This window comes from Pseudoalteromonas sp. NEC-BIFX-2020_002, assembly GCF_013002825.1.
GTDB lineage: Bacteria > Pseudomonadota > Gammaproteobacteria > Enterobacterales > Alteromonadaceae > Pseudoalteromonas > Pseudoalteromonas neustonica.
Genome location: NZ_JABEPJ010000012.1, coordinates 61353 through 86224 on the forward strand (window position 1 = coordinate 61353; position 24872 = coordinate 86224).

The window sequence follows — 24872 nt, forward strand, 5'->3', positions numbered from 1 at the left end:
TATGAACAAACCCTTCGATAAAATTAAACTACATGGCTTTAACAACTTAACCAAAAGTTTAAGCTTTAGTATTTACGATATTTGCTACGCAAAGACCGAGCAACAACGTAAAGAATATATTGAATATATCGACGAGCAGTACAACGCGGATCGACTAACCGATATTTTAGGTGAAGTGGTTGATATCATCGGCGCTAATATTTTAAATATCTCGCGTCAAGATTACGAGCCACAAGGTGCCAGTGTTACTATTTTGGTTTCAGAAGAACCAATTGAGCAGCAGCAGACATTTGACGTTGATGAAGCACCAGGGCCGTTACCTGATACCGTAGTTGCACATTTAGATAAAAGTCATATCTGTGTACATACTTACCCTGAAGCGCATCCTGATGATGGTATTTGTACTTTCCGCGCTGATATCGAAGTATCGACCTGTGGTATTATTTCGCCACTTAAAGCGTTGAACTTCCTGATCCACAGTTTGGATTCAGATGTGGTGACAATCGACTACCGCGTACGTGGTTTTACCCGCGACGTAGATGGCGTGAAGCATTATATTGATCATGCGATTAATTCAATTCAGAATTATATGACGGAAGATACCAAAGAAGCGTACCAAATGATGGACGTAAACGTGTATCAAGAAAACTTGTTCCATACAAAGATGATGCTTAAAGAAACAGATCTAAATACATATTTATTTGGTGTGTCTACTGATGACTTATCTGACGATGAAGAAGAAGAAATTCGTTCTAAGTTAACCCGTGAGATGCAAGAAATTTTCTACGGTCGTAACTTACCATATACAGAATAAGCTAACCCAGTTAGGTTGTTTTAAAGCGGCGTGCAATGTAAATTGCGCGCCGTTTTTGTTTGTGGCGCGTAATATGATACTAATCTACATTTTTTTGAAAGTGTTTTACTACCCAACATCTAGGTTTAGTCGTCGTATGGTTAGCTTGTTGTAATTATAATCAACTGTAATGCCCAATAATGCGGTGTAATATCACGTAATATCTTTTTGTAGTTCATTCCTTTATAACACCCCTAGAACTTAATAATAGTAATAGGTTAGACATGTCTACAGCAGTTCAATACGATTTAATCGTTATTGGAGGCGGCCCCGTTGGGTTATCGACCGCTTTTCATGCATCGCAACGAGGCCTTAAAACACTGGTAATCGAAAAACATGGCTATTTTAATGATTTAGGAAGCTCAGCCGGATACTCTAGGCAGTTTCGTTTGCAGTATGATCAACAGCATATGTCTGAGTTATGTTTAGCATCACAGCAGTATTGGCAGCAAATACAGGCATTGTCAGACGAGCCATTAATTGGCGATGAAGGAAGTTTATGGTTTGGTCAAAAAGGCGTTAAAGATGCGCGAGAAGGCGGTATCGACGAGGCTGAAAAAACCATGGATGCGTTAAATATTCCTTATGAGAGACTGGCAGATGCCACCGCAATACAAAGTAAGGCCTGCTTTGAAGGACTCCCTAAAGAGTATTATGGTTTTTTTCAATCAAATGGCGGCACCATTAATATAAAGCAAACAGAGAGAGCATTTTTTAATGCGGGGTTAAACTCTGGGTGTGTGACTTATCGCGAATGGGAAAATGTGCAAACGATTACCTCATTAGCAGATGATATTGTTGAAGTAACGACCCAGCATAGTGCTGAAGAAGGCATCACTACTACATGTTATACATGTAAAAAACTAGCGATTACTACGGGTGCATATATTAACGAAACCGTACGTAGTTTAGGGGTGTCAGTGCCTATTATTATTTGGCAAATGGCATCAGCGTATTTTAAGAAAGTTGACCCTGTAGCAACGACCCCATCTTGGTTTGTATTTCAACAAGCAGAGAATGAATCAGACCCACGAACCGCAACTAATTCTCTTTTGTGTGGTTTTCCTGAACTTGAATGGGCAAACCCAGGCTACATTCGTGTTGCGACTAATTTTCCTGACGATGCAATTATTTATGATCCAAATGATCGACAGTTAGCCCCAAGTAAGCAATCATTAGCGATTGCGTCCTCATGGGTTGAACAGTTTATGCCGGGCTTGGAGCCAACCCCGTATTTTACTACAACATGCTTAATAGCATTGTGTGATTCACCATTGAAAAAAGGGCAAAAAAAAGCAGAGTTTTTTCTTGATTACATGCCGGATTATATACCTAATAATAAAAATATAGTGACGTATACCGCAGGTTGGGCGGGTAAATTTATACCTATTTTAGGTGATATGCTTTGCCAGATGCTAGAGAACAATGCGCTGACTGAGTTTAATTTCTCCGTTAGCTACAGTACTTTTAGCATCCCAAAAAATCATTTTGCTATAGCGTGGCAAACAGCTAACATTTGATCGGTTAAATAGGTGTTTGCTGGTGAAAATTTACGTAAAGAGTTTTGAGATCATTAGGTAATACTTGCCAATATGGCGCAGCATTAATAGGTGTTACCTGCCAAAAAAGATTCTCAATGATCCCAACATCAATATATTCACGTATCTCTTTACCTGCAAATTGGAATTGACTGCTGAGATACTCAAATAGGCCAGTATATACGGCTGCATCGGATTTATTATACATCTCATTATTGACGACACTTGCAACGCATTCGAACCATGTGTAAATAAATTCAGGCTCTAACTCTCCCCATTGTTTAATGTAATGTTGATCTGTTTTAAGGGCTATGTCTGGAAACTTCTCTCTAAACTCATTGTAAAAAGACAGTACAATCATTTTGGTTTTATACTCTTTGTGGGTGGATTTGTATTGTTTAGCACCAATGAAAAAACACAGCCCTGTATAAAACCAGACTGAGCTTGCCACAATTTGCCAGGTATCAGCCCCTTGCTCTGTTATAAACATAGGTATTGCGATTAAACCTCGCACTATACCCACTGTAGCAATGACAAATAAAGCCACTGTCGTAAAAGGCAGTTTAGGTAGTATTTTTAAAGCAGACAAGGCAAATGCCGAACAAGTAAACATCAACCCCGCAACAACAATCGCCCCCAATGGTGCAAGAAGTGTTCCCTGCTTCGATGACGCAATTAATTGTTCCGGGGCACGGGCAAAAGCAAACCAACTTGGCCCACCCCAAATGCACAATAAGTGCCATACAGCTGCCGCAAAGGCGATAACCGTAGCACTCATTAATAATCTTGATTCAATATTTTGTTGCACTATAAAACCCTGTATTTTAATTATTATATTAATTCATTCATTATCCGGGGGATCACCAGAATCTTCTTTGCGCTTACGCTGTTCTTGCTTTGCTTTTTGTACATTCTCAAATTGAGGTGGTGGGATCGGGAATAACGAAATCAGCGGGAAGAAAGCCAAAAATTAAAATGTACCCCGTGACATTGTTTTACCCGAGGCCAGAATTTTAATCATGGCCCACACTGTAATAAGTAACAGTAAGGTGACTACAAATCAATGTAGCAGTAACGCACCAAGCGTACCCTATCTAATACATTCATTTGTTGTCAATATGGCCACTAGTACAAAGTTAATGAGAGTTAATTGAACAATATCAAGTCAATAGGTGCATTAATGTCATGTGGGTCATGATTTATCGCGACAATTAAACTCGTTTTTAAACCAACTGCAACAAATCCCACTTATTACCGTACAAATCTTCAAATACCACTACAGTACCGTAGGCTTCTTCGCGCGGCTGCTCGTTGAATCTAATGCCATTTTTTTGCATCGTTTTATAATCACGCCAAAAATCATTAGTGTGTAAAAATAAAAACACACGGCCACCCGTTTGGTTACCAATAGCTTCTAATTGCTCTGGTGTACTTGCTTTAGCGAGTAATAGGTTAGTGCCATTGGAGTTGGGTGGTGACACTAATACCCAACGCTTACCATTGCCAAGATCAGTATCTTCAACCAAATAAAAACTCAGTTTTTGTGTGTAAAATGCAATCGCGTCATCATAATTTTTTACAACTAAAGCCATACTACCAATGTGCTGTTTTATATTTGTCATCGCGTTACTTTGAAATAATAAAATGCTTAAAAGTGTTTTAACATATAAGGAGACATAACCCGAGGACAAAAGGCTGGTAAGTTAAATGCCATGTGTGATTCACTTGTAGGTCTGACTTTAGTTAGAAGAATTTTCGGGATAAATCCTGACTTACAGAAGGGGGAATTATTTTATTTGCTACTTTATTGTTGCTCTTAAAGCTAAAAACCCAGCCGAAGCTGGGTTTTTATAAGCGAGGTGCTTAGGGACTGATTTACATCATGCCGCCCATGCCACCCATTCCGCCCATGCCACCCATATCAGGTGCGCCAGCTTCATCCTTAGGGATTTCAGCTACCATGGCTTCAGTAGTGATCATAAGACCCGCAATCGAGCCTGCAAATTGTAGTGCAGAGCGCGTTACTTTAGTTGGATCTAAGATACCCATTTCAATCATGTCGTTGTATTCGCCAGTGGCTGCGTTGTAACCAAAGTTACCTTCGCCGCCTTTAACTGCGTTAATAACAACAGACGCTTCGTCACCTGCGTTAGTTACGATTTGACGAAGTGGGGCTTCCATAGCACGAAGTGCTACTTTAATACCGTGCGTTTGATCTTCGTTGTCGCCAACTAAATCAATAAGCTTATTTGCTGCACGTACTAGTGCAACACCGCCACCAGGTACTACACCTTCTTCAACCGCAGCGCGAGTTGCATGTAATGCATCTTCAACGCGGTCTTTTTTCTCTTTCATTTCGATTTCAGTCGCTGCGCCTACTTTGATTACTGCAACACCGCCGGCAAGTTTTGCCATGCGCTCTTGTAGCTTCTCTTTGTCGTAGTCAGACGTTGCTTCTTCGATTTGTGCTTTGATTTGTGCAACACGACCTGTAATGCCATCTTCTTCGCCAGCACCATCGATGATTGTTGTGTCATCTTTAGTGATCACAACGCGTTTAGCAGTACCTAGGTCTTCAACCGTGGCTTTTTCAAGCTCTAAGCCGATTTCTTCAGAGATAACTGTTGCGCCAGTTAATACAGCGATGTCTTGTAGCATTGCTTTACGACGGTCGCCAAAGCCTGGTGCTTTAACTGCTGATACTTTAACGATACCACGCATGTTGTTAACAACTAATGTAGCTAGCGCTTCACCTTCAAGGTCTTCAGCAATGATTAGTAGTGGTTTGCTTGCTTTAGCAACCGCTTCTAATGTAGGAAGTAACTCACGGATGTTAGATACTTTTTTGTCTACAAGTAGAATAAACGGATTGTCTAATTCAACAGCGCCTTTTTCTGCGTTGTTGATGAAGTACGGAGAAAGGTAACCACGGTCAAACTGCATGCCTTCAACAACATCTAGTTCGTTTTCAAGTGATTGGCCTTCTTCAACAGTGATTACACCACTGTTACGGCCTACTTTTTCCATTGCTTCTGCAATGATGTCGCCAATTTCTTTATCAGAGTTAGCTGAAATAGTACCTACTTGTGCGATTGCTTTTGCATCAGCACATGGAACTGAAAGTTCTTTAAGCTCAGCAACTGCAGCGATGATTGCTTTATCGATACCGCGCTTAAGATCCATTGGGTTCATGCCCGCAGCAACTGCTTTTAAGCCTTCATTTACAATAGACTGTGCAAGCACTGTAGCTGTAGTTGTACCGTCACCGGCTGCATCGTTTGCTTTTGATGCAACTTCTTTAACCATTTGTGCGCCCATGTTTTCAAACTTGTCTTCAAGTTCGATTTCTTTCGCCACTGATACACCATCTTTAGTGATCACTGGTGAGCCAAATGATTTGTCTAGGATTACGTTACGGCCTTTAGGACCTAATGTTACGCGAACTGCGTTTGCTAAGATGTTTACGCCAGCTAGCATTTTAGCGCGTGCGTCACCTGCAAAAAGTACTTCTTTTGCTGCCATGATTAATTTCCTTTAAATTCTAAATGTATGTTAAACGAAAAGTAGGTTTAGCCTACAATGCCTAAAATATTGTCTTCACGCATGATCAGGTACTCTTGACCTTCGATCTTTTCTGCTTTTTCAACATATGAGCCGAATAACACAGTGTCACCGACTTTAACTTCTAATGCTCTCACATCACCGTTATCTAGAGTACGGCCATTACCAACAGCGACAACTTTACCGCGGGTTGATTTCTCAGCCGCAGAACCAGTTAATACAATACCGCCAGCTGATTTAGTTTCTTCTTCTAGGCGCTCAACGATCACGCGATCATGTAAAGGACGAATGTTCATTTTTTAGTTCTCCTAACAGTTTCTGAACAGGACAGAAAAAAGTTGTGTGTGTACCAATTGGCTGGAACCTTATGGTTTAGCGCAATTGGTTTAGTTGTACTCAGTAATGGGGGTGGTGAGTCAAAATCCAAGTGAAAAAATTAAAAAATTTAATCTTTTCTCTCGTATTCACCATCAATCGTGGTTGGCTCACTCATTTTACGCGGTTCTGGCTCTTGTTGAGTCTGTTGTGTAAATGGTGAAGGACCTTGTTGCATGCCTGCACTCATGCGTACAGTTGCTTGACTGGCAAGGCCTGCAGCTAGTTTATTACGAATGACAGGCGTTAGTAATAAAAAGCCAAATACATCGGTCATAATGCCGGGAGTAAGGAGTAAAACGCCAGCGATAATCACACATAAACCGGTAAATAGTTCTTTAGCAGGCATTTGCCCTTGTGCCATTTGCAGTTGTACGTTTTGTAATGCACCCATACCTTGTGTTTTAACTAATTTGGCACCCACAATGGCAGTTATAACAACCAGCGCGATTGTGGCAAAGCCGCCAATCACATCAGCGACTTGAATTAATAATGCGATTTCAATAATCGGCACGAGAATAAATAACAAGAATAAAAATCTAAACATAAAACTCTCTAAATAATGGTCACTCAAGTGAGTGTATGAAATATAAATATGGGTAGTAAGGTCTTTTTTCAAGAGCAGTGATATTGGGTTATGCGCTTGGCTACACTTTGCCTTAGCTATCAGCTACTATGGGTTGGGCAAAGCAATCAATTAAAGGTTCAATATGACGACTCATTTTCGGCTTGTTTTTACCACTTGCGCTAATGCAAGTGAAGCGCGCGCTATGGCAGAGCAACTTGTTCAGCAGAAATTAGCAGCCTGCGTGAGTATTCTTCCAAATGTAGAGTCAGTTTACATGTGGGAAGGTGAAGTTACACATGCAACTGAGTGTAAGTTATTAATTAAAACTAAGTCAGAAAAAATGAACCAAGTGATCCAAACTATAAAAAAATTGCATAGTTATGAGATCCCTGAGATTCAGGTAGTGGACGTATCAACAGGCAATTTGGCCTACTTTAATTGGATGGATGAGGTACTTAATTAATGCGTTGTTTTATTTTATTGCTTTGTGCGCTCTCGCTGATGCCAGCGCAGGCTACAACTAATAATTTATTAAGTGATTTACTGCAACCCGCAGAGCAAACGTTTTTACCTGTTGATCAAGCATTCTCGTTTGATTTTGATCAGCAAGGCAATACACTTTTTATTGGTTGGGATATTGCTCCTGGTTATTATTTGTATAAAAAGAAGCTCGAAATTATTGGCAAAGGCGCAAACATTCAAGTGCCAGAGCTTGGCAAGGGCGTCGTTATTGAAGATGAATTCTTTGGTAAGACGGAAGTATTTTTTGATTCATTAAGTGTAATCAGCAAACTAAGCAATGTTGCTCAAGATGGTATTGTTAAGGTGCGCTATCAAGGCTGCGCAGAAGCAGGGCTATGCTACCCGCCAGAAATTATCTCTATTCCTTTAAGTGTTATTGCAGGGGAAACAGTTGCGATTAAGAATGCGCCGGATTCGGCAACTGCAGGCAATGCACTTACAGCACTTGGTATTGAATCGCCTCATTCTCCAGAAGATGCTGTAGTTCAAGAGGATGATCCTGAAAAAGAATTAAACTTTACTGAAAAACTCGCATCACAAGGTTTGTTGGCTAATTTAGCGATCTTCTTTTTAGTGGGTATTGGCCTTGCCTTCACACCGTGTGTGTTTCCGATGTTTCCGATTCTATCGAGCTTAATTGCCGGGCAAAAAAATCTCTCAACTAAAAAAGCATTTGCGTTGTCTTTTATATATATCCAAGGGATGGCAGTCACGTATGCAGCATTAGGATTGGTGGTTGCATCTTTAGGCGGTCAAGTACAAGGCTATTTGCAACACCCGACAGTATTAATTAGTTTTAGCTTATTGTTTGTTTTACTCGCTATGTCGATGTTTGGCTGGTACGAAATAAAGCTCCCCAGCGGTATGATGAACAAGCTCACGCAGGTTAGTAACAATCAAAAAGGCGGCAATTATATTGGTGTGTTTTTGATGGGCGTATTATCAGGCTTAATTGCATCACCTTGCACAACAGCACCGTTGTCAGCCGCGTTATTATTTGTGGCACAAAGCGGCGACTACCTGGTGGGTGGTTTGACTTTATATGTTTTAAGCTTAGGCATGGGGATTCCATTATTACTACTTGGAACATCTGGTGGTAAGTTGTTACCTAAAGCGGGTGGATGGATGGAGCAAGTTAAAACCCTGTTTGGTTTTATCATGTTAGTAGTGCCACTAATATTGCTAGAGCGCATTGTGGATGCTGACATTATATTACTAATGGCGGGTTTATTAGCGCTAGCAACAGCTTTGTACTTGCATCATTGGCAGAGTGCTCAAACACAAGGTAAATTAAAAACAGCTCTGTGGTTTGCTGCAACGCTATTAGTTGTAGGTGGTGCGAGCTTAACTAAAAATTATATATGGCCAACAGCCCAAGTTGTTAGTACCACAAATGACGAGCAGCAAGAGCGTGGCTTTAAGTTAGTTGCGAACTTAGCTGAACTTAAACAAGCAATTGGTGATGCTAATAACGAGGGCCGATTAGTGATGGTCGACTTATATGCTGAATGGTGTGTTGCGTGTAAAGAATTCGAAAAATACACCTTTCCAGACGCTAAAGTGCAAGCTGAATTTGCTAACTTCGAGTTACTTAAAATTGATTTAACCGAAAGTGACGACATTACAATTGAAGTAATGGAAGAGTTTACGGTATTTGGTTTACCAAGCATTTTATTTTTTGATATGCAAGGCGAAGAGCTTGGCGCACAGCGTGTGACGGGCTTCTTAAACGCAAATGACTTTGCTGAGCATTTGGCAAAGGTAAGTAATAACGTTAAATAAGTACTTTTTTAACGTTATTTTAAACGCCACTTATTATAAGTGGCGTTTTTATTTTTGTTCCTAGCCTTAGTCATTAGACCAGTATTTTGCTGCTATTTACATCGAACTGACTATAATAGGTGGTTAACGTGAGAAATAGTTGCTATTTTAGTTTTCACCCCTTACATTTTATGGGGATTTCTAATCAAAATGGCTTAACTCATTATTTATAGGATTATCGCGTATTATGGCTGCAAAATTTAAACTTTTAGTTGTAAATGGCCCTAACTTAAATATGCTTGGTAAGCGTGAACCAGAAAAGTACGGTTCACAAACACTTAGCGATATCATGAGCGAACTAACAGTGGTTGCTGATGGTCTAGATGTTGAGTTAACGCATTATCAAAGTAATAGTGAGCAAGCTTTAATAGAGCACATACACAGTGCGTGGCAAACTATCGATTACATTATTATCAACCCAGCGGCATTTACGCATACAAGCGTGGCTTTACGTGATGCTCTACTGAGTGTTGATATTCCGTTTTATGAAGTGCACATAACTAATGTGCACGCGCGGGAAGCGTTTCGTCATCATTCGTATTTTTCTGATGTGGCGCAAGGCGTAATATGTGGATTAGGCGCAATGGGTTATCGTTCAGCACTTGAGGCTGCGGTACATCGGTTGCAAAACTCGAATTAATTTTAAACTAACAAACTAACAGGCGGGTCGTTCATGGATATTCGCAAGATCAAAAAGCTAATTGAACTAGTAGAAGAATCAGGTATTGCTGAATTAGAAATCACCGAAGGTGAAGAGTCAGTACGTATCAATCGTAATAACATGAGCGCAGGTCCTGCTTACGCTCCACAATATGCACCACAGTATGCACCCGCTCCGGCTCCAGTAGCTGCGGCACCAGTTGCAAGCGCAGAAGCGCCAGCACCAGCAGGTCCAACAGGTCATCAAGTATTATCGCCAATGGTTGGTTCATTCTACTCAGCAGCTTCTCCAGAAGCGCCTTTATATGTTGAAGTTGGTTCGCAAGTTAAAGTAGGTGACACGCTTTGTATCATCGAAGCGATGAAAATGATGAACCAAATTGAATCAGATAAAGCGGGTACCGTTAAAGCTATTTTAGTTGAAAATGGCGAGCCAGTAGAATTTGATCAACCTTTATTCATTATTGAATAATAGCGTAACCTAAAAGGCCAACTCTAATGTTAGATAAAGTAGTCATTGCAAACCGAGGTGAAATTGCACTTCGTATATTGCGCGCCTGCAAAGAGCTTGGGATCAAAACGGTTGCTGTTCATTCAACGGCAGATCGCGATCTTAAGCACGTATTGCTTGCAGATGAAACAATTTGTATTGGTAGACCTGCTGCTACTGAAAGTTACTTAGATATTCCGCGCATTATTGCTGCGGCAGAAGTAACAGATGCAGTCGCTATTCACCCAGGTTATGGTTTCCTTGCAGAAAACGCTGATTTTGCTGATCAAGTTGAACAAAGTGGTTTTGTATTTATTGGCCCAACAGGCGATACAATTCGTTTAATGGGCGATAAAGTATCAGCAATCAACGCAATGCGTAAAGCGGGTGTACCGTGTGTTCCTGGTTCTGATGGCCCGGTATCGGATGATAAAGACCGTAATATGCAAATAGCTAAGCGCATTGGTTACCCGGTAATCATTAAAGCTGCTGGTGGCGGTGGTGGTCGTGGTATGCGTGTTGTTCGTAGCGAAGCAGAGTTAATTGACTCAATTGCTTTAACGCAGCAAGAAGCTAAGCAGTTTTTTGGTAATAGTATGGTTTACATGGAGAAATTCCTTGAAAACCCACGTCATATCGAAATTCAAGTTTTAGCTGACGGCCAAGGCAATGCAGTTCACCTAGGTGAACGTGATTGTTCTATGCAACGTCGTCATCAAAAAGTAGTTGAAGAAGCGCCAGCACCAGGTATTACTGCTGAAGTGCGTAAGTTTATCGGTGAGCGTTGTACACGTGCATGTATCGAAATCGGTTATCGTGGTGCGGGTACATTTGAGTTCTTATACGAAAATGGTGAGTTCTACTTCATTGAAATGAACACCCGTATTCAGGTTGAGCACCCAGTAACAGAAATGGTTACTGGCGTTGATTTAATCAAAGAACAATTAAAAATTGCTGCTGGTCAACCGTTATCATTCACGCAAGATGACGTGGTTATTCGTGGTCATGCTATTGAATGTCGTATTAACGCAGAAGACCCTGAAACGTTTATCCCATCACCGGGTAAGATCACGCGTTTCCATCCAGCGGGTGGTTTAGGTATTCGTTGGGACAGCCATATTTATGCTGACTACACAGTACCACCACACTATGATTCAATGATTGGCAAATTGATCACTTACGGTGAAAACCGTGATGTAGCTATTGCCCGTGCACGTAACGCATTGAATGAGCTTGTGATTGACGGTATCAAAACCAATACACCACTGCATAAACGCATTTTAGCCGATGAAAATTTCCAAAATGGTGGTACTAATATCCACTATCTTGAGAAAAAATTAGGTTTGTAATAACGTTTACAGTCGTTATTTAAAAAGTCGGCAACTTTGCCGACTTTTTTGTGTCTGATGATCGCTGATTCGCCTTAAGAAAATAATCTGGTATGATTAATTAAGTAATGATTTATTTGTTTTTCATGGGGTACGGATGACGCACAGTGTTGGTTTTCAACTCGCTGATGAAGCTGCAACGGTAAAAATGGGCAATAAGCTTGCCGAGTTTATAGACCAAGGCGCAGTAATTTATTTACACGGTGATTTAGGAGCGGGTAAAACGACTTTAACGCGTGGTGTGGTGCAAGGTTTTGGCCATCAGGGTAAGGTTAAAAGCCCAACTTACACTTTAGTTGAACCGTATGAACTGGCTGAAGCAAATGTGTATCACTTTGATTTATATCGCCTTGGCGATCCTGAAGAGTTAGAGTATATGGGAATTCGCGACTATTTTTCGCCTACAGCTATTTGTGTGGTGGAATGGCCTGAAAAAGGCGGGGAGTTTATTCCGACTCCTGATTTAGATATTACTTTGCGATATGTAGGCGATGCGCGAGAAATTGAGATTCAAAGCATTAGTACCCGTGGTGCTAATATTATAGATAAGCTCAAAAACCAGATCGAGTAGTTACATTCTTAAACAATAATAAAGGTGTATTGGGTCAAATGAGTCAAACTATCATTAAGTGGATGTGTACTTTACTGTTGCTTGTTGTCAGCAGTCATTTGTATGCGAAAAATACTATCAATAGCGTACGAGTTTGGCCATCACCGGATAGTACTCGGGTAGTATTCGACTTAACGGATAAACCAGAATTTAGTTATTTTATGCTGAAAAATCCATTACGTTTAGTGGTTGATTTAGAAGACACTAATAAAATAAAATATTTGCCCAGCATTCCAAAAAAACACCAAATTGTTAGTAAATTAAGATATTCAAAGGCAAAAAATAAGCACGGTGTTAGGCTTGTATTTGAGCTAACTGGCGCTGTTAAGCCAGTGATATTTGCTTTAGCCCCGACGGGTCCATATAAAAATCGCTTGGTGGTGGATTTATATGATAAAGAGCAAGCACAGCCAAATACATCAAACGGAAATTCTACGGTTAAAAAGCGTGAGCTTAAGCAGCAACGTGATATTGTCATTGCAATTGATGCTGGACATGGCGGAGAAGATCCCGGCTCAATTGGGCCGTCAGGTACTTACGAAAAAACCATTACACTGCAAATTGCTAAACGTTTAGAGCGCATGATTGACGGCGAACGCGGGATGATTTCACGCATGGTACGCAGCGGTGATTACTTTGTAAAACTTAATACGCGAACTAGCCGAGCTCGTGCGAAAAAAGCAGATTTTTTTGTTTCTATTCATGCTGATGCATTTACTAGCCCACAGCCAAGCGGTGCCTCTGTTTGGGTGTTATCGTTGCGCAGAGCGAACTCCGAAACGGCTAAATGGATAGAAGATAAAGAAAAACACTCCGAATTGCTCGGTGGTGCTGCTGATGTAATTAAAGACACTGCAAGTGAAAAATATTTAGCGCAAGCGTTGCTTGATATGTCAATGGATCACTCGATGAAGACGGGCTTTAACGTTGCTGAAGAAATGGTGCAAGAGCTAAAAAAAGTGGCCAAGCTACACAAAAAAGAGCCACAAGCTGCCAGTTTGGGAGTGCTTAAGTCGCCAGATATACCGTCAATTTTGGTCGAAACAGGTTTTATATCCAATCCACGCGAAGAAAAACTATTAAAAAGTGCTAACCACCAAGAGCGTTTAGCAAAAGCGATATTTACAGCAATTAAAAGTTATTATTTAAAAAATCCACCGGATGACTCGCTGTTCGCGTCATTAAAATCAAAATACCCTACCAAGCATAAAGTACGCCCTGGTGAGTCCTTGAGTTTGCTAGCGAGCCGTTATGGGGTCTCTATAGGTAAGCTTAAGCAGGTGAATAAACTTAAATCAAACACCTTATTTATTGGTCAAGAGCTCGATATTCCACAAAGCTAATAATGATCAGTACAACGTATATAATTAGGTTAAAACACCATGAGTATTGAAATACTTCCAGCGCGGTTAGCTAACCAAATTGCAGCAGGTGAAGTGGTCGAACGGCCAGCATCCGTTGTTAAAGAGCTTGTTGAAAATAGCTTAGATGCAGGTGCGACACGCATTCAAATAGATATTGAACGTGGCGGTCATAAGCTTATTCGTATTCGTGATAATGGTTCGGGTATTAATAAAGACGAGCTAACGCTTGCGCTTTCTCGCCATGCGACCAGTAAATTAAAGTCCCTCGATGATTTAGAGAATATTTGCTCATTGGGTTTTCGTGGTGAAGCATTGGCTTCGATAAGCTCGGTATCGCGGTTAACTTTGAGCTCAAAAACCAAAGAGCAAGAGGCTGCGTGGCAGGCATTTGCTGAAGGTCGTGATATGGCGGTGCAAATAAAACCAACAGCGCACCCTGACGGCACGACAATTGAAGTGAAAGACTTATTTTTTAATACGCCCGCACGGCGCAAATTTTTACGAACTGAAAAAACCGAATTCAACCATATTGATGAGCTAATTAAACGTATTGCGTTAAGTCGCTTTGATGTATCAATTACGCTTACGCATAACGATAAAGTTGTACGACAATACCGTGCTAAAACTGACCCTGCTCAAGCAATAGCCCGTGTAGCTCAAGTTGCAGGTAAAGCCTTTGCAGAGCAAAGTTTATATATTGAGTCGGGTGATACCGGTTTGCAGTTATATGGCTGGGTGTTGCCTGTGGGCTCCAACAATACGACGCAATATACCTATGTAAACAACCGTATGATGCGCGATAAACTTATTTTACACGCGATACGTCAAGCATTCGAAGAAGTCGCAGGGCAAGAAGAGCTACCCGGTTTTGTAATTTATATTGATATTGACCCGCGTCAGGTTGATGTAAATGTACACCCTGCGAAACACGAAGTGCGTTTTCATCAAGGTCGTTTAGTCCATGACTTTATTTTACAGGCAATCAAACAAGTTGTAGTCCCATTACAAGATGAATTCACAGGTGTTACTCACTCCGTTAACCATCAAGATAATAATCAGCCTCTTCAAACTGAAGAAGCTTCAACTTCACGACTGCACGCTGAAAGTAGTTTATTTGATTATCCTAAGTCAAGCCTTCAGCCTACAGATAGTGTGAGTTACAACGCTAATTCGGCAGCAAAAGGTGGTTCAGGATATAGCACCACAGATAGTAGCCGTGACAGTAAAGCTAGCAGAGCAAATCATCAGGATGTTAGTGCGTTTTACCAAGGTGTAAATGAGCAACATGCAACGCATTTTGATCGAGCTGCAGAAATCACGCCTGCAATTGCAGCTCATTCGCAAGCGCTCAGCGCTCAGCCGTTATTAATTCAAGATGACGGTAGCTGTGTATTTAGTCAGCAGCAACAGCTGTATTGTTCGCATTTTAAATACTTATTAGTAGATGATTGGCTTGAGGTGATTACAGAGCAAGGCCACTTAGAGGGTAAGGCGTTATTATTACCGGTACGGGTTAATATAAGCAAAGAAGACAATGTGAGTTTAACGCAGCAGCAATCATGGTTTACGCTTTTGGGTTTTGACGTGCTCTTGGAAAAACACTTTGTAATGGTTAAAAAGCTCCCTGTATGTTTGTACTTACTCGATGTTAGTAATGCGATTAATATATTACTAGCGGCAGCTAAAGCTAACTTTGAGACTATTGAACAATGGCTTAGTTGGTTGCAGAGCCAAGTACCAGAACGTTTTTTTGCAAGTCAGGCTTTTGCATTGGATATGAAGCGAATGCAAAATAATCCGCAAACAATTCAGCGCTTATCGGCAAAAGCGGTTAAAATAGATTTAAATCATTTTTTAGCACAATTAGATTAAGGTCACCGAGTTGAGTAATTTACCTGTCATTTTTTTAATGGGCCCAACAGCTGCAGGTAAAACTGCGTTAGCAATCGCCTTATGTCAGCATTTAAAAACTGAGATAATCAGCGTCGATTCAGCCTTAGTGTATAAAAATATGAACATTGGTACAGCCAAACCGAACTCGGACGAGCTTGCATTAGCACCACATCATTTAATTGATCTGATAGATCCGAGTGAAAGTTACTCTGTGGCTGATTTTCGCCGTGATGCGATTGAAAAAATTGATCAATTTCATCAGCAAGGTAAAGTACCTGTATTAGTTGGTGGTACAATGATGTACTTTAAAGCCTTAATTGACGGTTTATCACCTTTGCCAGAAGCGTGTCCTATTATACGTGCTGAGCTTGAATCGCAAGCAAATGAGCATGGCTGGCCAACATTATATAAAGAGCTTGAGGCAATTGATCCTCAGGCGGCTCAAAAAATGAGCGAGAATGATTCGCAGCGCATTAACCGTGCGCTTGAAGTGTATCGTTTAACAGGCAAAACTATGACTGAATTGCAAAAATGCAAGCAGCCAAGTTTACCGTATACTTTTCATCAATTTGCTATTGCACCGGATGACCGTGCTGATTTACATCTGCGAATTGAACAAAGGTTTAAAATAATGCTTGATCAGGGGTTTGAAAATGAAGTTTCATCCCTATATCAACGTAAGGATTTACACCCTAATTTGCCTTCTATTCGTTGCGTAGGTTATAGACAAATGTGGGATTACATTGCTGGCGAAACTGACTATGATGAGATGGTATTTCGCGGTATTGCAGCAACACGGCAACTTGCAAAGCGTCAATTGACGTGGTTGAGGAGCTGGCCCGAAGTAACTTGGCTCACTACGGGTGATGAAGAAAACTTGCAACGTGTTGTAAGTTCGCTAAGCTAGTAGTAGTTGAATGTTTTTTAGCTTTGTTAAATGAGTTCAGCCACTTAATTATAATAACACCTAGAACGAAGGAAAATAACATGGCAAAAGGCCAATCGTTACAAGACCCATTTTTGAATGCGTTACGTCGTGAACGTATTCCAGTATCAATATTTTTGGTTAATGGTATCAAGCTGCAAGGTAAGATCCAGTCATTTGATCAATTTGTTATTTTGCTTGAGAATACTGTAAATCAAATGGTGTATAAACACGCCATTTCTACCGTAGTTCCTGCTCGCGCTGTTAACTTCCAAGGTGTACAAGGAAGTGAAGAGGGCGAAGAGCCAGAAGCTGGAAACTTTTAAATTAGGAGCGTAATGTTTGTTTGACCGTTATAAAGCCGGCGAACAGGCAGTTTTAGTTCATATCGACTTTCCTAAAGAGGGAGATCGTGAAGATCTTCATGAATTAGAAATGTTGGTATCTTCTGCTGGTGTTAGCAGTTTGGCGGTTGTGCAAGGCAGCCGTCAATCACCACATCCGAAACTATTCGTCGGTACCGGTAAGGCAGAAGAGATCGCTGAGATTGTCAAAATCCACAATGCAGATGTCGTCATTTTCAATCATCAACTTAGACCATCGCAAGAACGTAATTTAGAACGCGTTTGCCAATGCCGTGTGCTTGATAGAACGACACTTATACTTGATATTTTTGCCCAACGTGCACGTACCCATGAGGGTAAATTGCAGGTTGAGTTAGCACAGCTTCGCCATATGTCCACTCGTTTAATTCGAGGTTGGACTCACCTTGAGCGTCAAAAAGGCGGAATTGGTTTACGTGGCCCGGGTGAAACTCAGCTTGAAACAGATCGTCGCTTGTTAAGAGTGCGAATTCAAAGTATCCGTGCACGCCTAGAGAAAGTCGCAGTACAGCGTGAGCAGGGTAGACGAGCGCGTAATCGCAATGAAATACCTACGGTATCGCTTGTAGGCTATACTAATGCGGGTAAGTCGACCTTATTTAACCGTATCACTAATTCTAATGTATACGCAGCAGATCAATTATTTGCAACGTTAGACCCAACATTACGTAAACTTGAAATAGACGATGTTGGCTCGATAATTTTAGCGGATACAGTCGGATTTATTCGTCACTTACCGCATGATTTAGTCGCCGCATTTAAAGCGACGTTAACGGAAACCCGTGAAGCCGATTTACAATTACATGTTGTAGATGTTGCTGATGAGCGTCGTAAAGAGAATATAGAACAGGTACAATCGGTACTTAAAGAAATTGAAGCTGATGAAGTACCACAATTATTAGTTTACAACAAAATTGATGCGCTAGAAGATGTTTCACCGCGTATTGACCGTGATGACGAAGGTGTGCCGATTCGTGTGTGGTTATCTGCGCACAGTGGTGCAGGCTGTGAGCTGTTATCTGAGGCCATAAGTGAGTTGTTAGCAAAGAAAATGTTTGCTAAAACACTAAAACTAGCACCACAATATGGCCGTTTACGCGCTGCACTGTTTAATTTAAATGCGGTGCATGAAGAGGCGTTTGACGAACAAGGGCAATGGCTACTGACCACTCGTTTACCTGTGGTAGAGTGGAATAAACTCAAAAAAGAGTTTGGTCCTGAAATTGACTCATTTATTTTGTTAAACTAGAAATCTACCGCACACTGTCGTTTTTAGTATGAGAAGTGCGTTATTTTTGTTAGATTTAACGTAATTACCAAGATTATTTTGATAACAATGGAGTATAGCTATGGCCTGGAATGAACCGGGTAATAATGGCAATGACAAAGATCCGTGGAACAAAAAAGGCGGACGTGATCAAGGCCCACCTGATTTAGACGAGGTGTTTCGTAAGTTCAGCAACAAGTTTGGCGGCTTATTTGGCGGTAATAAACCCGGCAAAGAAGGTGGTGGACTTGGCGGTGCAGGGCTTTCATTCATACTAATTATTGCTGTGATTGTTTGGGCTTTGAGCGGTATTTATACTGTCAAAGAAGCTGAACGCGGAATCGTTTTACAATTTGGTAAATTTGAACGCATTGCCGATCCAGGTTTACGCTGGAAAATGACCTTTATTGAAACCGTACTTCCAGTAGATATTGAAGCAGTTCGTTCATTATCGACGTCTGGTTTTATGCTCACTGAAGACGAAAACGTAGTAAGCGTTGAGTTCCAAGTGCAATATCGTGTTATTGACCCATACCTTTATAAATTTAGTGTAACTAATGCTGATTCAAGTTTAGAGGAAGCATTAGAAAGTGCACTACGTTATGTAGTTGGTCATTCAAAAATGGACCAAGTGCTAACGAATGGTCGTGAAATTGTGCGTCAACGTACATGGGATGAATTGAACAAAATTGTTGAACCTTACAATCTTGGTTTAATCGTCACTGACGTAAACTTTAAAGATTCTCGCCCACCGGCAGAGGTTAAAGACGCTTTTGATGATGCTATTGCTGCGCAAGAAGATGAACAGCGCTTTATACGTGAAGCTGAAGCGTATGCCCGTGAAATTGAACCGCGTGCTCGTGGTCAAGTTACGCGTATGACGCAAGAAGCGGAAGGTTATGGCGAGCGTATTATTCTAGAGTCGCAAGGTGAAGTTGCTCGATTTGAGAAATTGTTACCACAATATCAAGCTGCAAAGCGTGTAACACGTGAGCGTTTATATATTGATGCGATGGAAGAAGTACTTGGTAGTAGCTCAAAAGTGCTAGTTGATGTAAAAGGCGGCAATAATATGATGTATTTACCGCTTGATAAAATCATGGAAAAGCAAGGAACTGCAACACGTGTTGCGCTGCCTAGCTCAAGTGATATCAACGATTTACGCAATAAAGTTAACACATCACGCAATAGCACTGTGAACTCAAGTTCAGACCGCTTTGGTGCTGATCGCTTTAATGATGGGAGATAAGCGCAATGAAAAACTTTAGTTTAGTTATATTATTAGCGGCCATTGTGTTGTCTTTTTCGTCTGTTTTTGTAGTACCTGAAGGGCAAAAAGCAATTGTAATGCTATTCAGTAAAGTTCAAAAAGACAGTGATGATCAAGCAATCGTTTACAGCCCAGGTTTACAATTCAAAGTGCCTTTCTTTAGTCAAGTACGCCGTATTGATGCGCGTATTCAGACTTTAGATGGTGCGCCGGATCGTTTTGTTACTAGCGAAAAGAAAGACTTAATCGTTGATTCGTTTGTTAAGTGGCGTGTAGATGACTTTAGCGCTTTTTACTTACGTGCTCGTGGCGACAAGCAATACGCTGAAACGCTACTTAAGCAAAAAGTAAATAACGGCCTTCGTACAAACTTTGGTTCGCGTACAATCCGAGAGATTGTCTCAGGTGAACGTAGCGAGTTAATGGCAGAAGCACTAGTTCAAGCATCAGAAAGTGCAAAAGAGCTAGGTATTGAAGTGCTTGATGTACGTGTTAAGCAAATTAACCTGCCACAAGAAGTCAGTAGCTCTATTTACCAACGTATGCGCGCAGAGCGTACTGCAGTGGCAAAAGAGCACCGTTCTGAAGGTCAAGAAAAAGCCGAAACTATTCGTGCTGAAATTGACCGTCGTGTAACGGTAATGCTAGCAGATGCTGAGCGAAATGCGCGAAGTGTTCGTGGTCAAGGTGATGCCCAAGCAGCTGAAATTTATGCTAATGCGTATAACAAAGATCCTGAGTTCTTTAGTTTTGTACGTTCATTAGAGGCTTATAAAAAGACCTTTAAAGATAAGCAAGATGTAATGGTGTTATCACCTGATAGTGACTTCTTTAAATACATGAAAGGCGCGACTGCGCAGTAATTATTTCCTTACATGTAGAATAAATCCAAACCCTGTGTATGCAGGGTTTTTCTTTTAGTGAGACGAATTTTTGTGAGTAACTTAATGTTATTCAACCAGTTAATTTTTGTTGTTGCGGTCAATTAACGATCAAGCAGAAAAAATAACCTAAACGGGGGTGATCTTTACCCTCATTTTCTGGTAAAATCTCGTCCTAATTTTTTCTAAGTGAATTTACAATGGGTAAAAACGTTGTTGTATTAGGCACCCAATGGGGTGACGAAGGTAAGGGTAAGGTAGTTGACCTCCTTACAGACAAAGCATCTTTAGTAGTTCGTTACCAAGGTGGCCACAACGCAGGTCACACTTTGGTTATCGAAGGTGAAAAGACAGTTTTACACCTTATTCCATCGGGTGTATTACGTGACAATGTTAAGTGTGTGATTGGTAATGGTGTAGTTGTATCACCTGAAGCGCTTATGAAAGAGATTGGCATGCTTGAAGAGCGTGGCGTACCAGTACGCGAGCGTTTATTGATCAGCGAAGCATGTCCGCTTATTCTGCCTTTCCACATCGCATTAGATGTAGCCCGTGAAAAAGCACGCGGTAATAAAGCTATTGGTACTACAGGTCGTGGTATTGGTCCAGCTTACGAAGATAAAGTAGCTCGTCGTGGTTTACGTATCGGTGATTTATTTAATCCTGAACTATTTGCAGCGAAGCTTAAAGAAGTATTGGAATACCATAACTTTACTTTAGTAAATTACTACAAAGTAGATGCAGTAGATTTCCAAAAGACATTTGATGATGCAATGGCTGTTGCAGATATCCTAAAAGCAATGGTTGTTGATGTAACAGAGTTACTTGATCAAACGCGTATAGCGGGTGACAACATCTTGTTTGAAGGTGCACAAGGTACATTACTAGATATCGATCACGGTACTTACCCGTACGTTACGTCGTCTAATACTACTGCCGGTGGTGTTGCTACAGGTGCTGGTTTTGGTCCACTAAATCTTGATTACGTGTTAGGTATTATCAAAGCGTATACAACACGTGTAGGTTCAGGTCCTTTCCCGACAGAACTTTACGATGGTGTTGATAAGCAAGATCCAGTTGGTAAACACTTGGGTACTGTTGGTCATGAGTTTGGTGCTACAACTGGTCGACTTCGTCGTACTGGTTGGTTGGATGCTGTGGCAATGCGCCGTGCAGTACAAATCAACTCTATTTCAGGTTTTTGTTTAACTAAACTTGACGTTTTAGATGGTTTAGAAACACTTAAAATCTGTACTGGTTATCAGTTAGAAGATGGCACAATCACGAACGTGACGCCACTTGCAGCTGAAGGTTACGAAAAAGTAACACCAGTATACGAAGAGATGCCAGGTTGGAGCGAAAACACAGTAGGCGCAACTACTGTTGAACAGCTTCCAAAAGCAGCGCTTGATTACATCAAACGTATTGAAGAAATCACAGGTGTACCTGTTGATATTATTTCTACCGGTCCTGATCGTGTAGAAACTATGGTATTACGCAACCCATTTGCATAATTACTAATAGAACTAAAAAAGCTGCCTTGTGCAGCTTTTTTTGTGTCTGTTAATTACGATTGTGATAAATAATCGTGATTAACTTTTATTCTGGAACGATCTTTGTATAAACTTTAATAAGATGGTTTTAAATTTAAAGTGACCTAAATGCGTTTGTTAACTTGTTTATCATTAGTGCCGCTATCGTTATTGCTAGCAAGCCACACCCAAGCCCAAGAACAGCTGGCTGCAGTTCCACTGTACACAGAAACAGAGCTGTTAGCGTTAATTAATAAGAATACACATTTAGCACGCGTCAAGGCAGATGATTGCCAGTTAGTACAGGATATTGAGGCACGAGCCAATAAAATGGCACTGCCATCGTATCAATTTTTATATGGCGATATGCTGGCTTATGCGGTGTGTGTTGATCGCAATGTGGAGTTAGGTGTGTACTACATGCGCCAAGCTGCAGGACAAGGCTTAGCGGCGGCATTAGAGCAATTAGGGCGCTACTACGACATTGGCCGATTGGTACAAAAAGATAAAGCGATGGCGGTGACCTATTTACGAGAAGCATCAGCACAAGGGAATCTAAAAGCGCAATTAAGATTAGTTAAATTATTTAATGATGGGTTCGGCAGCCCGCGTGACTATGAAGATGCTTATCGCTGGTTATTTCATGCCATGGTTGCAGATAAAGCGACTCATCAAAAGATAGAAACAGCGTTAGCCCAACTTGCGAAAAAAATGCCAGACAGTGTTATTGCGCGTGCCCGTTTGCCTATGTAGGAATGAAGTTAGCAAGGCTGAGGTGTTAATTTTAGCGCAGCAAGCTTGGGTTAGGTAGTTTGAAATCCAAAGAGAAAAAGTTTAACAATAAAATTTATTAAAAACAAAAAGGGCTAGGTTTTTCACCTAGCCCTTTTGTTTATTCTCTAATTTCTTTTGGTTCTTTGTTTTTACCGTTGTTAGGATCTTTTAACACCGACATTTTAGGTGGTAGCATAGCTACAACGCGCTCACCTTCTTGTGGGGGTTTATCCATATTAATAGTAAACGGACGCAGCTTGATTGGTGTATCGTCATCGCTATCTTTATCGCCATTTAGAATGAACAATGGGATAGCTTCGCTGTTCATCTCTAGGTATTGCTCCCAGCTAAATTCTTCAGAAATACGCGTTGCACTGACCTTGCCCCCTTTGGCAATTAGGCTACTTAAACGTGCATATGAACCGCTATCACCAAATAAAATTTGGCGTGATAAGAATGTTGCGCTGTCTTTATTTGCCTTGGCATGAGTGTTCGAAGAGCGTAGAGAAAATACATTCTTCTCATTGAGTAAATGCGAAAAGTACTGCACACCGAGCGCGTTATGATGGCGATTAGGCGACAATGCAATAACACTACGAATAGTTGTTAAGGGTAAATAGCGTTCAGCATGCTCAGACTGCGGGTTACCATAATAACATGCTAGGCCGTCCATGCGCGCCATACGACAGTTTTCCCAAGCAGGATCAGATAAATGCACTGGAATATTTTGCTCTTTCAATCCGCACGCAATCGCTCTTGCGACATGGTTTGCACCAATAATCAAAATTGTATTTGGCGACGGTTGGCGTACACCAAGTAGTTTAGCTACAGGGATTGCTGTTAAGCTTTGCAGTACCACGGTGATAATAATCACGGTGAAGATCAATGGGACTATTTTTTCAGCATCGGCAACACCCGCCTCCATCATACTTAATGCAAACACAGAGCCTACAGCCGCAGCGACGATACCGCGAGGCGCAATCCACGCTAGCACCAATCGTGATTTTACCGGAAGATCTGTACCATATGTAGATATTGCGATACACAATGGGCGCGCAATAAACAATACAATAGCGAGAAAGATAAACACATCACTATCAAGCATCATCAAATCAGATAGTTCTAAACGGGCAGCGAGTAAAATAAACAGTGTAGAAATTAAGATCATAGATAAATCTTCTTTAAACTCTAACACTGAATCTATTTCTAAGTCGTCTTGATTAGCTAACCAAATACCAAATACAGTAACCGCCAATAAGCCTGACTCATGGCTAAGGTAATTTGAGATGCTAAAGCTAATTAACACTAAAGCAAGTATACCAAACTTATGTAATTCAAAAGGTAACCACTCTCTACGAATAAGCTGTGTGGTTAACCATCCAGCAAATACACCAATAGATAAGCCCACGCCTAGAGTCTTAAATAAAGCGACTACAGTATGCAGAAAGACCTCACCTTGACCCACGAGCATAACGGCTTCAAACACTAATACGGCAAATAAAGCACCGATAGGATCAATTACAATGCCTTCCCAGCGTAGGATACGGTCAATATCTTGAGTCGGTCGCATTGAGTTTAATAATGGTGCAATTACCGTTGGGCCAGTAACTACTAATACAGCGCCGAGCACTGCCGCAACGCGCCAGTTGAGCTCTAAAATCCAATAAGCACTTAAACTGATAACGATACAGGTAGCAATCATACCAATAGAGCATAAATTTCGGACCACCTTACCGATACCTTTGAGCTCTCTAAAGTGCAATGTTAATGAGCCTTCAAATAAAATGACTGCAACACTCAGAGAAACCACAGGAAAGAGTAAATCGCCAAGCAGTGCGTCAGGGTCTAATAAACCAGTCGCAGGGCCTAACAGCAACCCTGTAAGTAACAAGAATAAAATAGCAGGGACACGGAAACCCCAGGCTACCCACTGGGCCAAAACCGAGCAAAGGGCGATTCCTGCGATATAAATAGCTGACATAGATGAAGTATTCCTTATTTATAATTAGGGGATATATCCAAACCACCTCAAGATTCGAGCTTCAGTTGGAATTAAAAGCGATTTAGGCAAGGCATTGATTGCAGAGAATGGTTATTCCCTTATTAAAATCGATAACGCAGCATAAATCGCTTTTAAACCAACCCTTAGGGCGTTGCACAGGCACTTATTCCCTGCGTTGCTACTTCTTAAAAGGGA

23 protein-coding genes are annotated in these 24872 nt (G+C 41.0%); 17 read left to right on the top strand and 6 right to left on the bottom strand.

The annotated features are described in order from the left end of the window. The first annotated feature begins 1 nt into the window (after position 1). Both speD and HJP15_RS14160 read left to right on the top strand, forming a co-directional pair. Positions 2-814, top strand: coding sequence for an adenosylmethionine decarboxylase (speD, locus tag HJP15_RS14155; RefSeq protein WP_054204538.1), 813 nt, complete (start codon positions 2-4; stop codon positions 812-814). A 263-nt stretch (positions 815-1077) separates the two neighbouring features. Continuing rightward, entirely contained in the window at positions 1078-2373 is a 1296-nt protein-coding gene (locus HJP15_RS14160) for an FAD-dependent oxidoreductase (RefSeq protein WP_170174036.1), read from the top strand. 4 nt (positions 2374-2377) lie between these two features. Here HJP15_RS14160 and HJP15_RS21965 read toward each other — a convergent pair whose 3' ends face one another. The 5 genes from HJP15_RS21965 to HJP15_RS14185 all read right to left on the bottom strand — a co-directional run bounded on the left by HJP15_RS21965 (position 2378) and on the right by HJP15_RS14185 (position 6874). Then, entirely contained in the window at positions 2378-3199 is an 822-nt protein-coding gene (locus tag HJP15_RS21965; RefSeq protein ID WP_249365875.1) for a DUF7674 family protein, read from the bottom strand. A 415-nt stretch (positions 3200-3614) separates the two neighbouring features. After that, complete coding sequence (locus HJP15_RS14170) at positions 3615-4013, bottom strand: VOC family protein (protein ID WP_170174037.1); 399 nt, start codon at positions 4011-4013, stop codon at positions 3615-3617. Between the two features lie 253 nt (positions 4014-4266). After that, a complete protein-coding gene (groL, locus tag HJP15_RS14175) occupies positions 4267-5913 on the bottom strand; it encodes a chaperonin GroEL (RefSeq protein WP_054204534.1) in 1647 nt (548 codons plus the stop codon). 47 nt (positions 5914-5960) lie between these two features. Next, positions 5961-6248 carry a co-chaperone GroES gene (locus tag HJP15_RS14180; protein WP_054204533.1) on the bottom strand — a complete coding sequence of 96 codons (288 nt, stop codon included), beginning with the start codon at positions 6246-6248 and terminating at the stop codon, positions 5961-5963. A 149-nt stretch (positions 6249-6397) separates the two neighbouring features. Beyond that, entirely contained in the window at positions 6398-6874 is a 477-nt protein-coding gene (locus HJP15_RS14185; protein ID WP_054204532.1) for an FxsA family protein, read from the bottom strand. 163 nt (positions 6875-7037) lie between these two features. Between HJP15_RS14185 and cutA the strand changes: the two genes are divergently transcribed. From cutA to HJP15_RS14260, 15 genes are all read left to right on the top strand, one after another. Continuing rightward, on the top strand, positions 7038-7358 hold the full coding sequence (gene cutA / locus HJP15_RS14190; RefSeq protein WP_054204531.1) for a divalent-cation tolerance protein CutA: 321 nt from the start codon (positions 7038-7040) through the stop codon (positions 7356-7358). Continuing rightward, positions 7358-9199 (top strand): protein-disulfide reductase DsbD, encoded by a 1842-nt coding sequence (locus tag HJP15_RS14195; RefSeq protein ID WP_054204530.1) that lies wholly within the window; start codon positions 7358-7360, stop codon positions 9197-9199. Before cutA ends, HJP15_RS14195 begins: the two co-directional genes overlap by 1 nt. A gap of 226 nt (positions 9200-9425) precedes the next feature. After that, positions 9426-9878: a type II 3-dehydroquinate dehydratase gene (gene aroQ, locus HJP15_RS14200; RefSeq protein ID WP_054204529.1), complete on the top strand. Its 453-nt coding sequence runs from the start codon at positions 9426-9428 to the stop codon at positions 9876-9878. A gap of 33 nt (positions 9879-9911) precedes the next feature. Beyond that, entirely contained in the window at positions 9912-10370 is a 459-nt protein-coding gene (gene accB, locus HJP15_RS14205) for an acetyl-CoA carboxylase biotin carboxyl carrier protein (RefSeq protein WP_054204528.1), read from the top strand. A gap of 26 nt (positions 10371-10396) precedes the next feature. Continuing rightward, positions 10397-11737, top strand: a complete 1341-nt coding sequence (gene accC, locus HJP15_RS14210; RefSeq protein ID WP_054204527.1) for an acetyl-CoA carboxylase biotin carboxylase subunit — start codon at positions 10397-10399, stop codon at positions 11735-11737. Positions 11738-11873: 136 nt separating this feature from the next. Further along, positions 11874-12347 (top strand): tRNA (adenosine(37)-N6)-threonylcarbamoyltransferase complex ATPase subunit type 1 TsaE, encoded by a 474-nt coding sequence (tsaE, locus tag HJP15_RS14215; RefSeq protein WP_054204526.1) that lies wholly within the window; start codon positions 11874-11876, stop codon positions 12345-12347. Between the two features lie 38 nt (positions 12348-12385). After that, on the top strand, positions 12386-13729 hold the full coding sequence (locus HJP15_RS14220; protein WP_054204525.1) for an N-acetylmuramoyl-L-alanine amidase: 1344 nt from the start codon (positions 12386-12388) through the stop codon (positions 13727-13729). 39 nt (positions 13730-13768) lie between these two features. Further along, positions 13769-15622: a DNA mismatch repair endonuclease MutL gene (mutL, locus tag HJP15_RS14225; protein ID WP_054452866.1), complete on the top strand. Its 1854-nt coding sequence runs from the start codon at positions 13769-13771 to the stop codon at positions 15620-15622. 37 nt (positions 15623-15659) lie between these two features. Further along, on the top strand, positions 15660-16550 hold the full coding sequence (miaA, locus tag HJP15_RS14230) for a tRNA (adenosine(37)-N6)-dimethylallyltransferase MiaA (protein WP_054204560.1): 891 nt from the start codon (positions 15660-15662) through the stop codon (positions 16548-16550). A gap of 80 nt (positions 16551-16630) precedes the next feature. Further along, the gene (gene hfq / locus HJP15_RS14235; RefSeq protein ID WP_054204523.1) at positions 16631-16894 is read left to right on the top strand and encodes an RNA chaperone Hfq; all 264 of its coding nucleotides are present in this window, start codon (positions 16631-16633) and stop codon (positions 16892-16894) included. 16 nt (positions 16895-16910) lie between these two features. After that, positions 16911-18200, top strand: a complete 1290-nt coding sequence (gene hflX / locus HJP15_RS14240) for a ribosome rescue GTPase HflX (protein WP_054452864.1) — start codon at positions 16911-16913, stop codon at positions 18198-18200. Positions 18201-18300: 100 nt separating this feature from the next. After that, entirely contained in the window at positions 18301-19467 is a 1167-nt protein-coding gene (gene hflK / locus HJP15_RS14245; protein WP_054204521.1) for an FtsH protease activity modulator HflK, read from the top strand. Between the two features lie 5 nt (positions 19468-19472). Beyond that, complete coding sequence (gene hflC, locus HJP15_RS14250) at positions 19473-20351, top strand: protease modulator HflC (protein ID WP_054204520.1); 879 nt, start codon at positions 19473-19475, stop codon at positions 20349-20351. A gap of 218 nt (positions 20352-20569) precedes the next feature. Further along, positions 20570-21883: an adenylosuccinate synthase gene (locus HJP15_RS14255; RefSeq protein WP_054452862.1), complete on the top strand. Its 1314-nt coding sequence runs from the start codon at positions 20570-20572 to the stop codon at positions 21881-21883. A 147-nt stretch (positions 21884-22030) separates the two neighbouring features. Next, entirely contained in the window at positions 22031-22654 is a 624-nt protein-coding gene (locus HJP15_RS14260) for a tetratricopeptide repeat protein (protein WP_170174038.1), read from the top strand. A gap of 139 nt (positions 22655-22793) precedes the next feature. Here HJP15_RS14260 and HJP15_RS14265 read toward each other — a convergent pair whose 3' ends face one another. Beyond that, the gene (locus HJP15_RS14265) at positions 22794-24656 is read right to left on the bottom strand and encodes a cation:proton antiporter (protein ID WP_054204517.1); all 1863 of its coding nucleotides are present in this window, start codon (positions 24654-24656) and stop codon (positions 22794-22796) included. Positions 24657-24872: the final 216 nt, after the last annotated feature.

Bases quoted from the DNA above. Each gene is read 5' to 3' on its own strand.
- speD (WP_054204538.1), top strand. From the start codon at position 2: ATGAACAAACCCTTCGATAAAATTAAACTACATGGCTTTAACAACTTA.
- HJP15_RS14160 (WP_170174036.1), top strand. From the start codon at position 1,078: ATGTCTACAGCAGTTCAATACGATTTAATCGTTATTGGAGGCGGCCCC.
- HJP15_RS14170 (WP_170174037.1), bottom strand. From the start codon at position 4,013: ATGACAAATATAAAACAGCACATTGGTAGTATGGCTTTAGTTGTAAAA.
- groL (WP_054204534.1), bottom strand. From the start codon at position 5,913: ATGGCAGCAAAAGAAGTACTTTTTGCAGGTGACGCACGCGCTAAAATG.
- HJP15_RS14180 (WP_054204533.1), bottom strand. From the start codon at position 6,248: ATGAACATTCGTCCTTTACATGATCGCGTGATCGTTGAGCGCCTAGAA.
- HJP15_RS14185 (WP_054204532.1), bottom strand. From the start codon at position 6,874: ATGTTTAGATTTTTATTCTTGTTATTTATTCTCGTGCCGATTATTGAA.
- cutA (WP_054204531.1), top strand. From the start codon at position 7,038: ATGACGACTCATTTTCGGCTTGTTTTTACCACTTGCGCTAATGCAAGT.
- HJP15_RS14195 (WP_054204530.1), top strand. From the start codon at position 7,358: ATGCGTTGTTTTATTTTATTGCTTTGTGCGCTCTCGCTGATGCCAGCG.
- aroQ (WP_054204529.1), top strand. From the start codon at position 9,426: ATGGCTGCAAAATTTAAACTTTTAGTTGTAAATGGCCCTAACTTAAAT.
- accB (WP_054204528.1), top strand. From the start codon at position 9,912: ATGGATATTCGCAAGATCAAAAAGCTAATTGAACTAGTAGAAGAATCA.
- accC (WP_054204527.1), top strand. From the start codon at position 10,397: ATGTTAGATAAAGTAGTCATTGCAAACCGAGGTGAAATTGCACTTCGT.
- tsaE (WP_054204526.1), top strand. From the start codon at position 11,874: ATGACGCACAGTGTTGGTTTTCAACTCGCTGATGAAGCTGCAACGGTA.
- HJP15_RS14220 (WP_054204525.1), top strand. From the start codon at position 12,386: ATGAGTCAAACTATCATTAAGTGGATGTGTACTTTACTGTTGCTTGTT.
- mutL (WP_054452866.1), top strand. From the start codon at position 13,769: ATGAGTATTGAAATACTTCCAGCGCGGTTAGCTAACCAAATTGCAGCA.
- miaA (WP_054204560.1), top strand. From the start codon at position 15,660: ATGGGCCCAACAGCTGCAGGTAAAACTGCGTTAGCAATCGCCTTATGT.
- hfq (WP_054204523.1), top strand. From the start codon at position 16,631: ATGGCAAAAGGCCAATCGTTACAAGACCCATTTTTGAATGCGTTACGT.
- hflK (WP_054204521.1), top strand. From the start codon at position 18,301: ATGGCCTGGAATGAACCGGGTAATAATGGCAATGACAAAGATCCGTGG.
- hflC (WP_054204520.1), top strand. From the start codon at position 19,473: ATGAAAAACTTTAGTTTAGTTATATTATTAGCGGCCATTGTGTTGTCT.
- HJP15_RS14255 (WP_054452862.1), top strand. From the start codon at position 20,570: ATGGGTAAAAACGTTGTTGTATTAGGCACCCAATGGGGTGACGAAGGT.
- HJP15_RS14260 (WP_170174038.1), top strand. From the start codon at position 22,031: ATGCGTTTGTTAACTTGTTTATCATTAGTGCCGCTATCGTTATTGCTA.
- HJP15_RS14265 (WP_054204517.1), bottom strand. From the start codon at position 24,656: ATGTCAGCTATTTATATCGCAGGAATCGCCCTTTGCTCGGTTTTGGCC.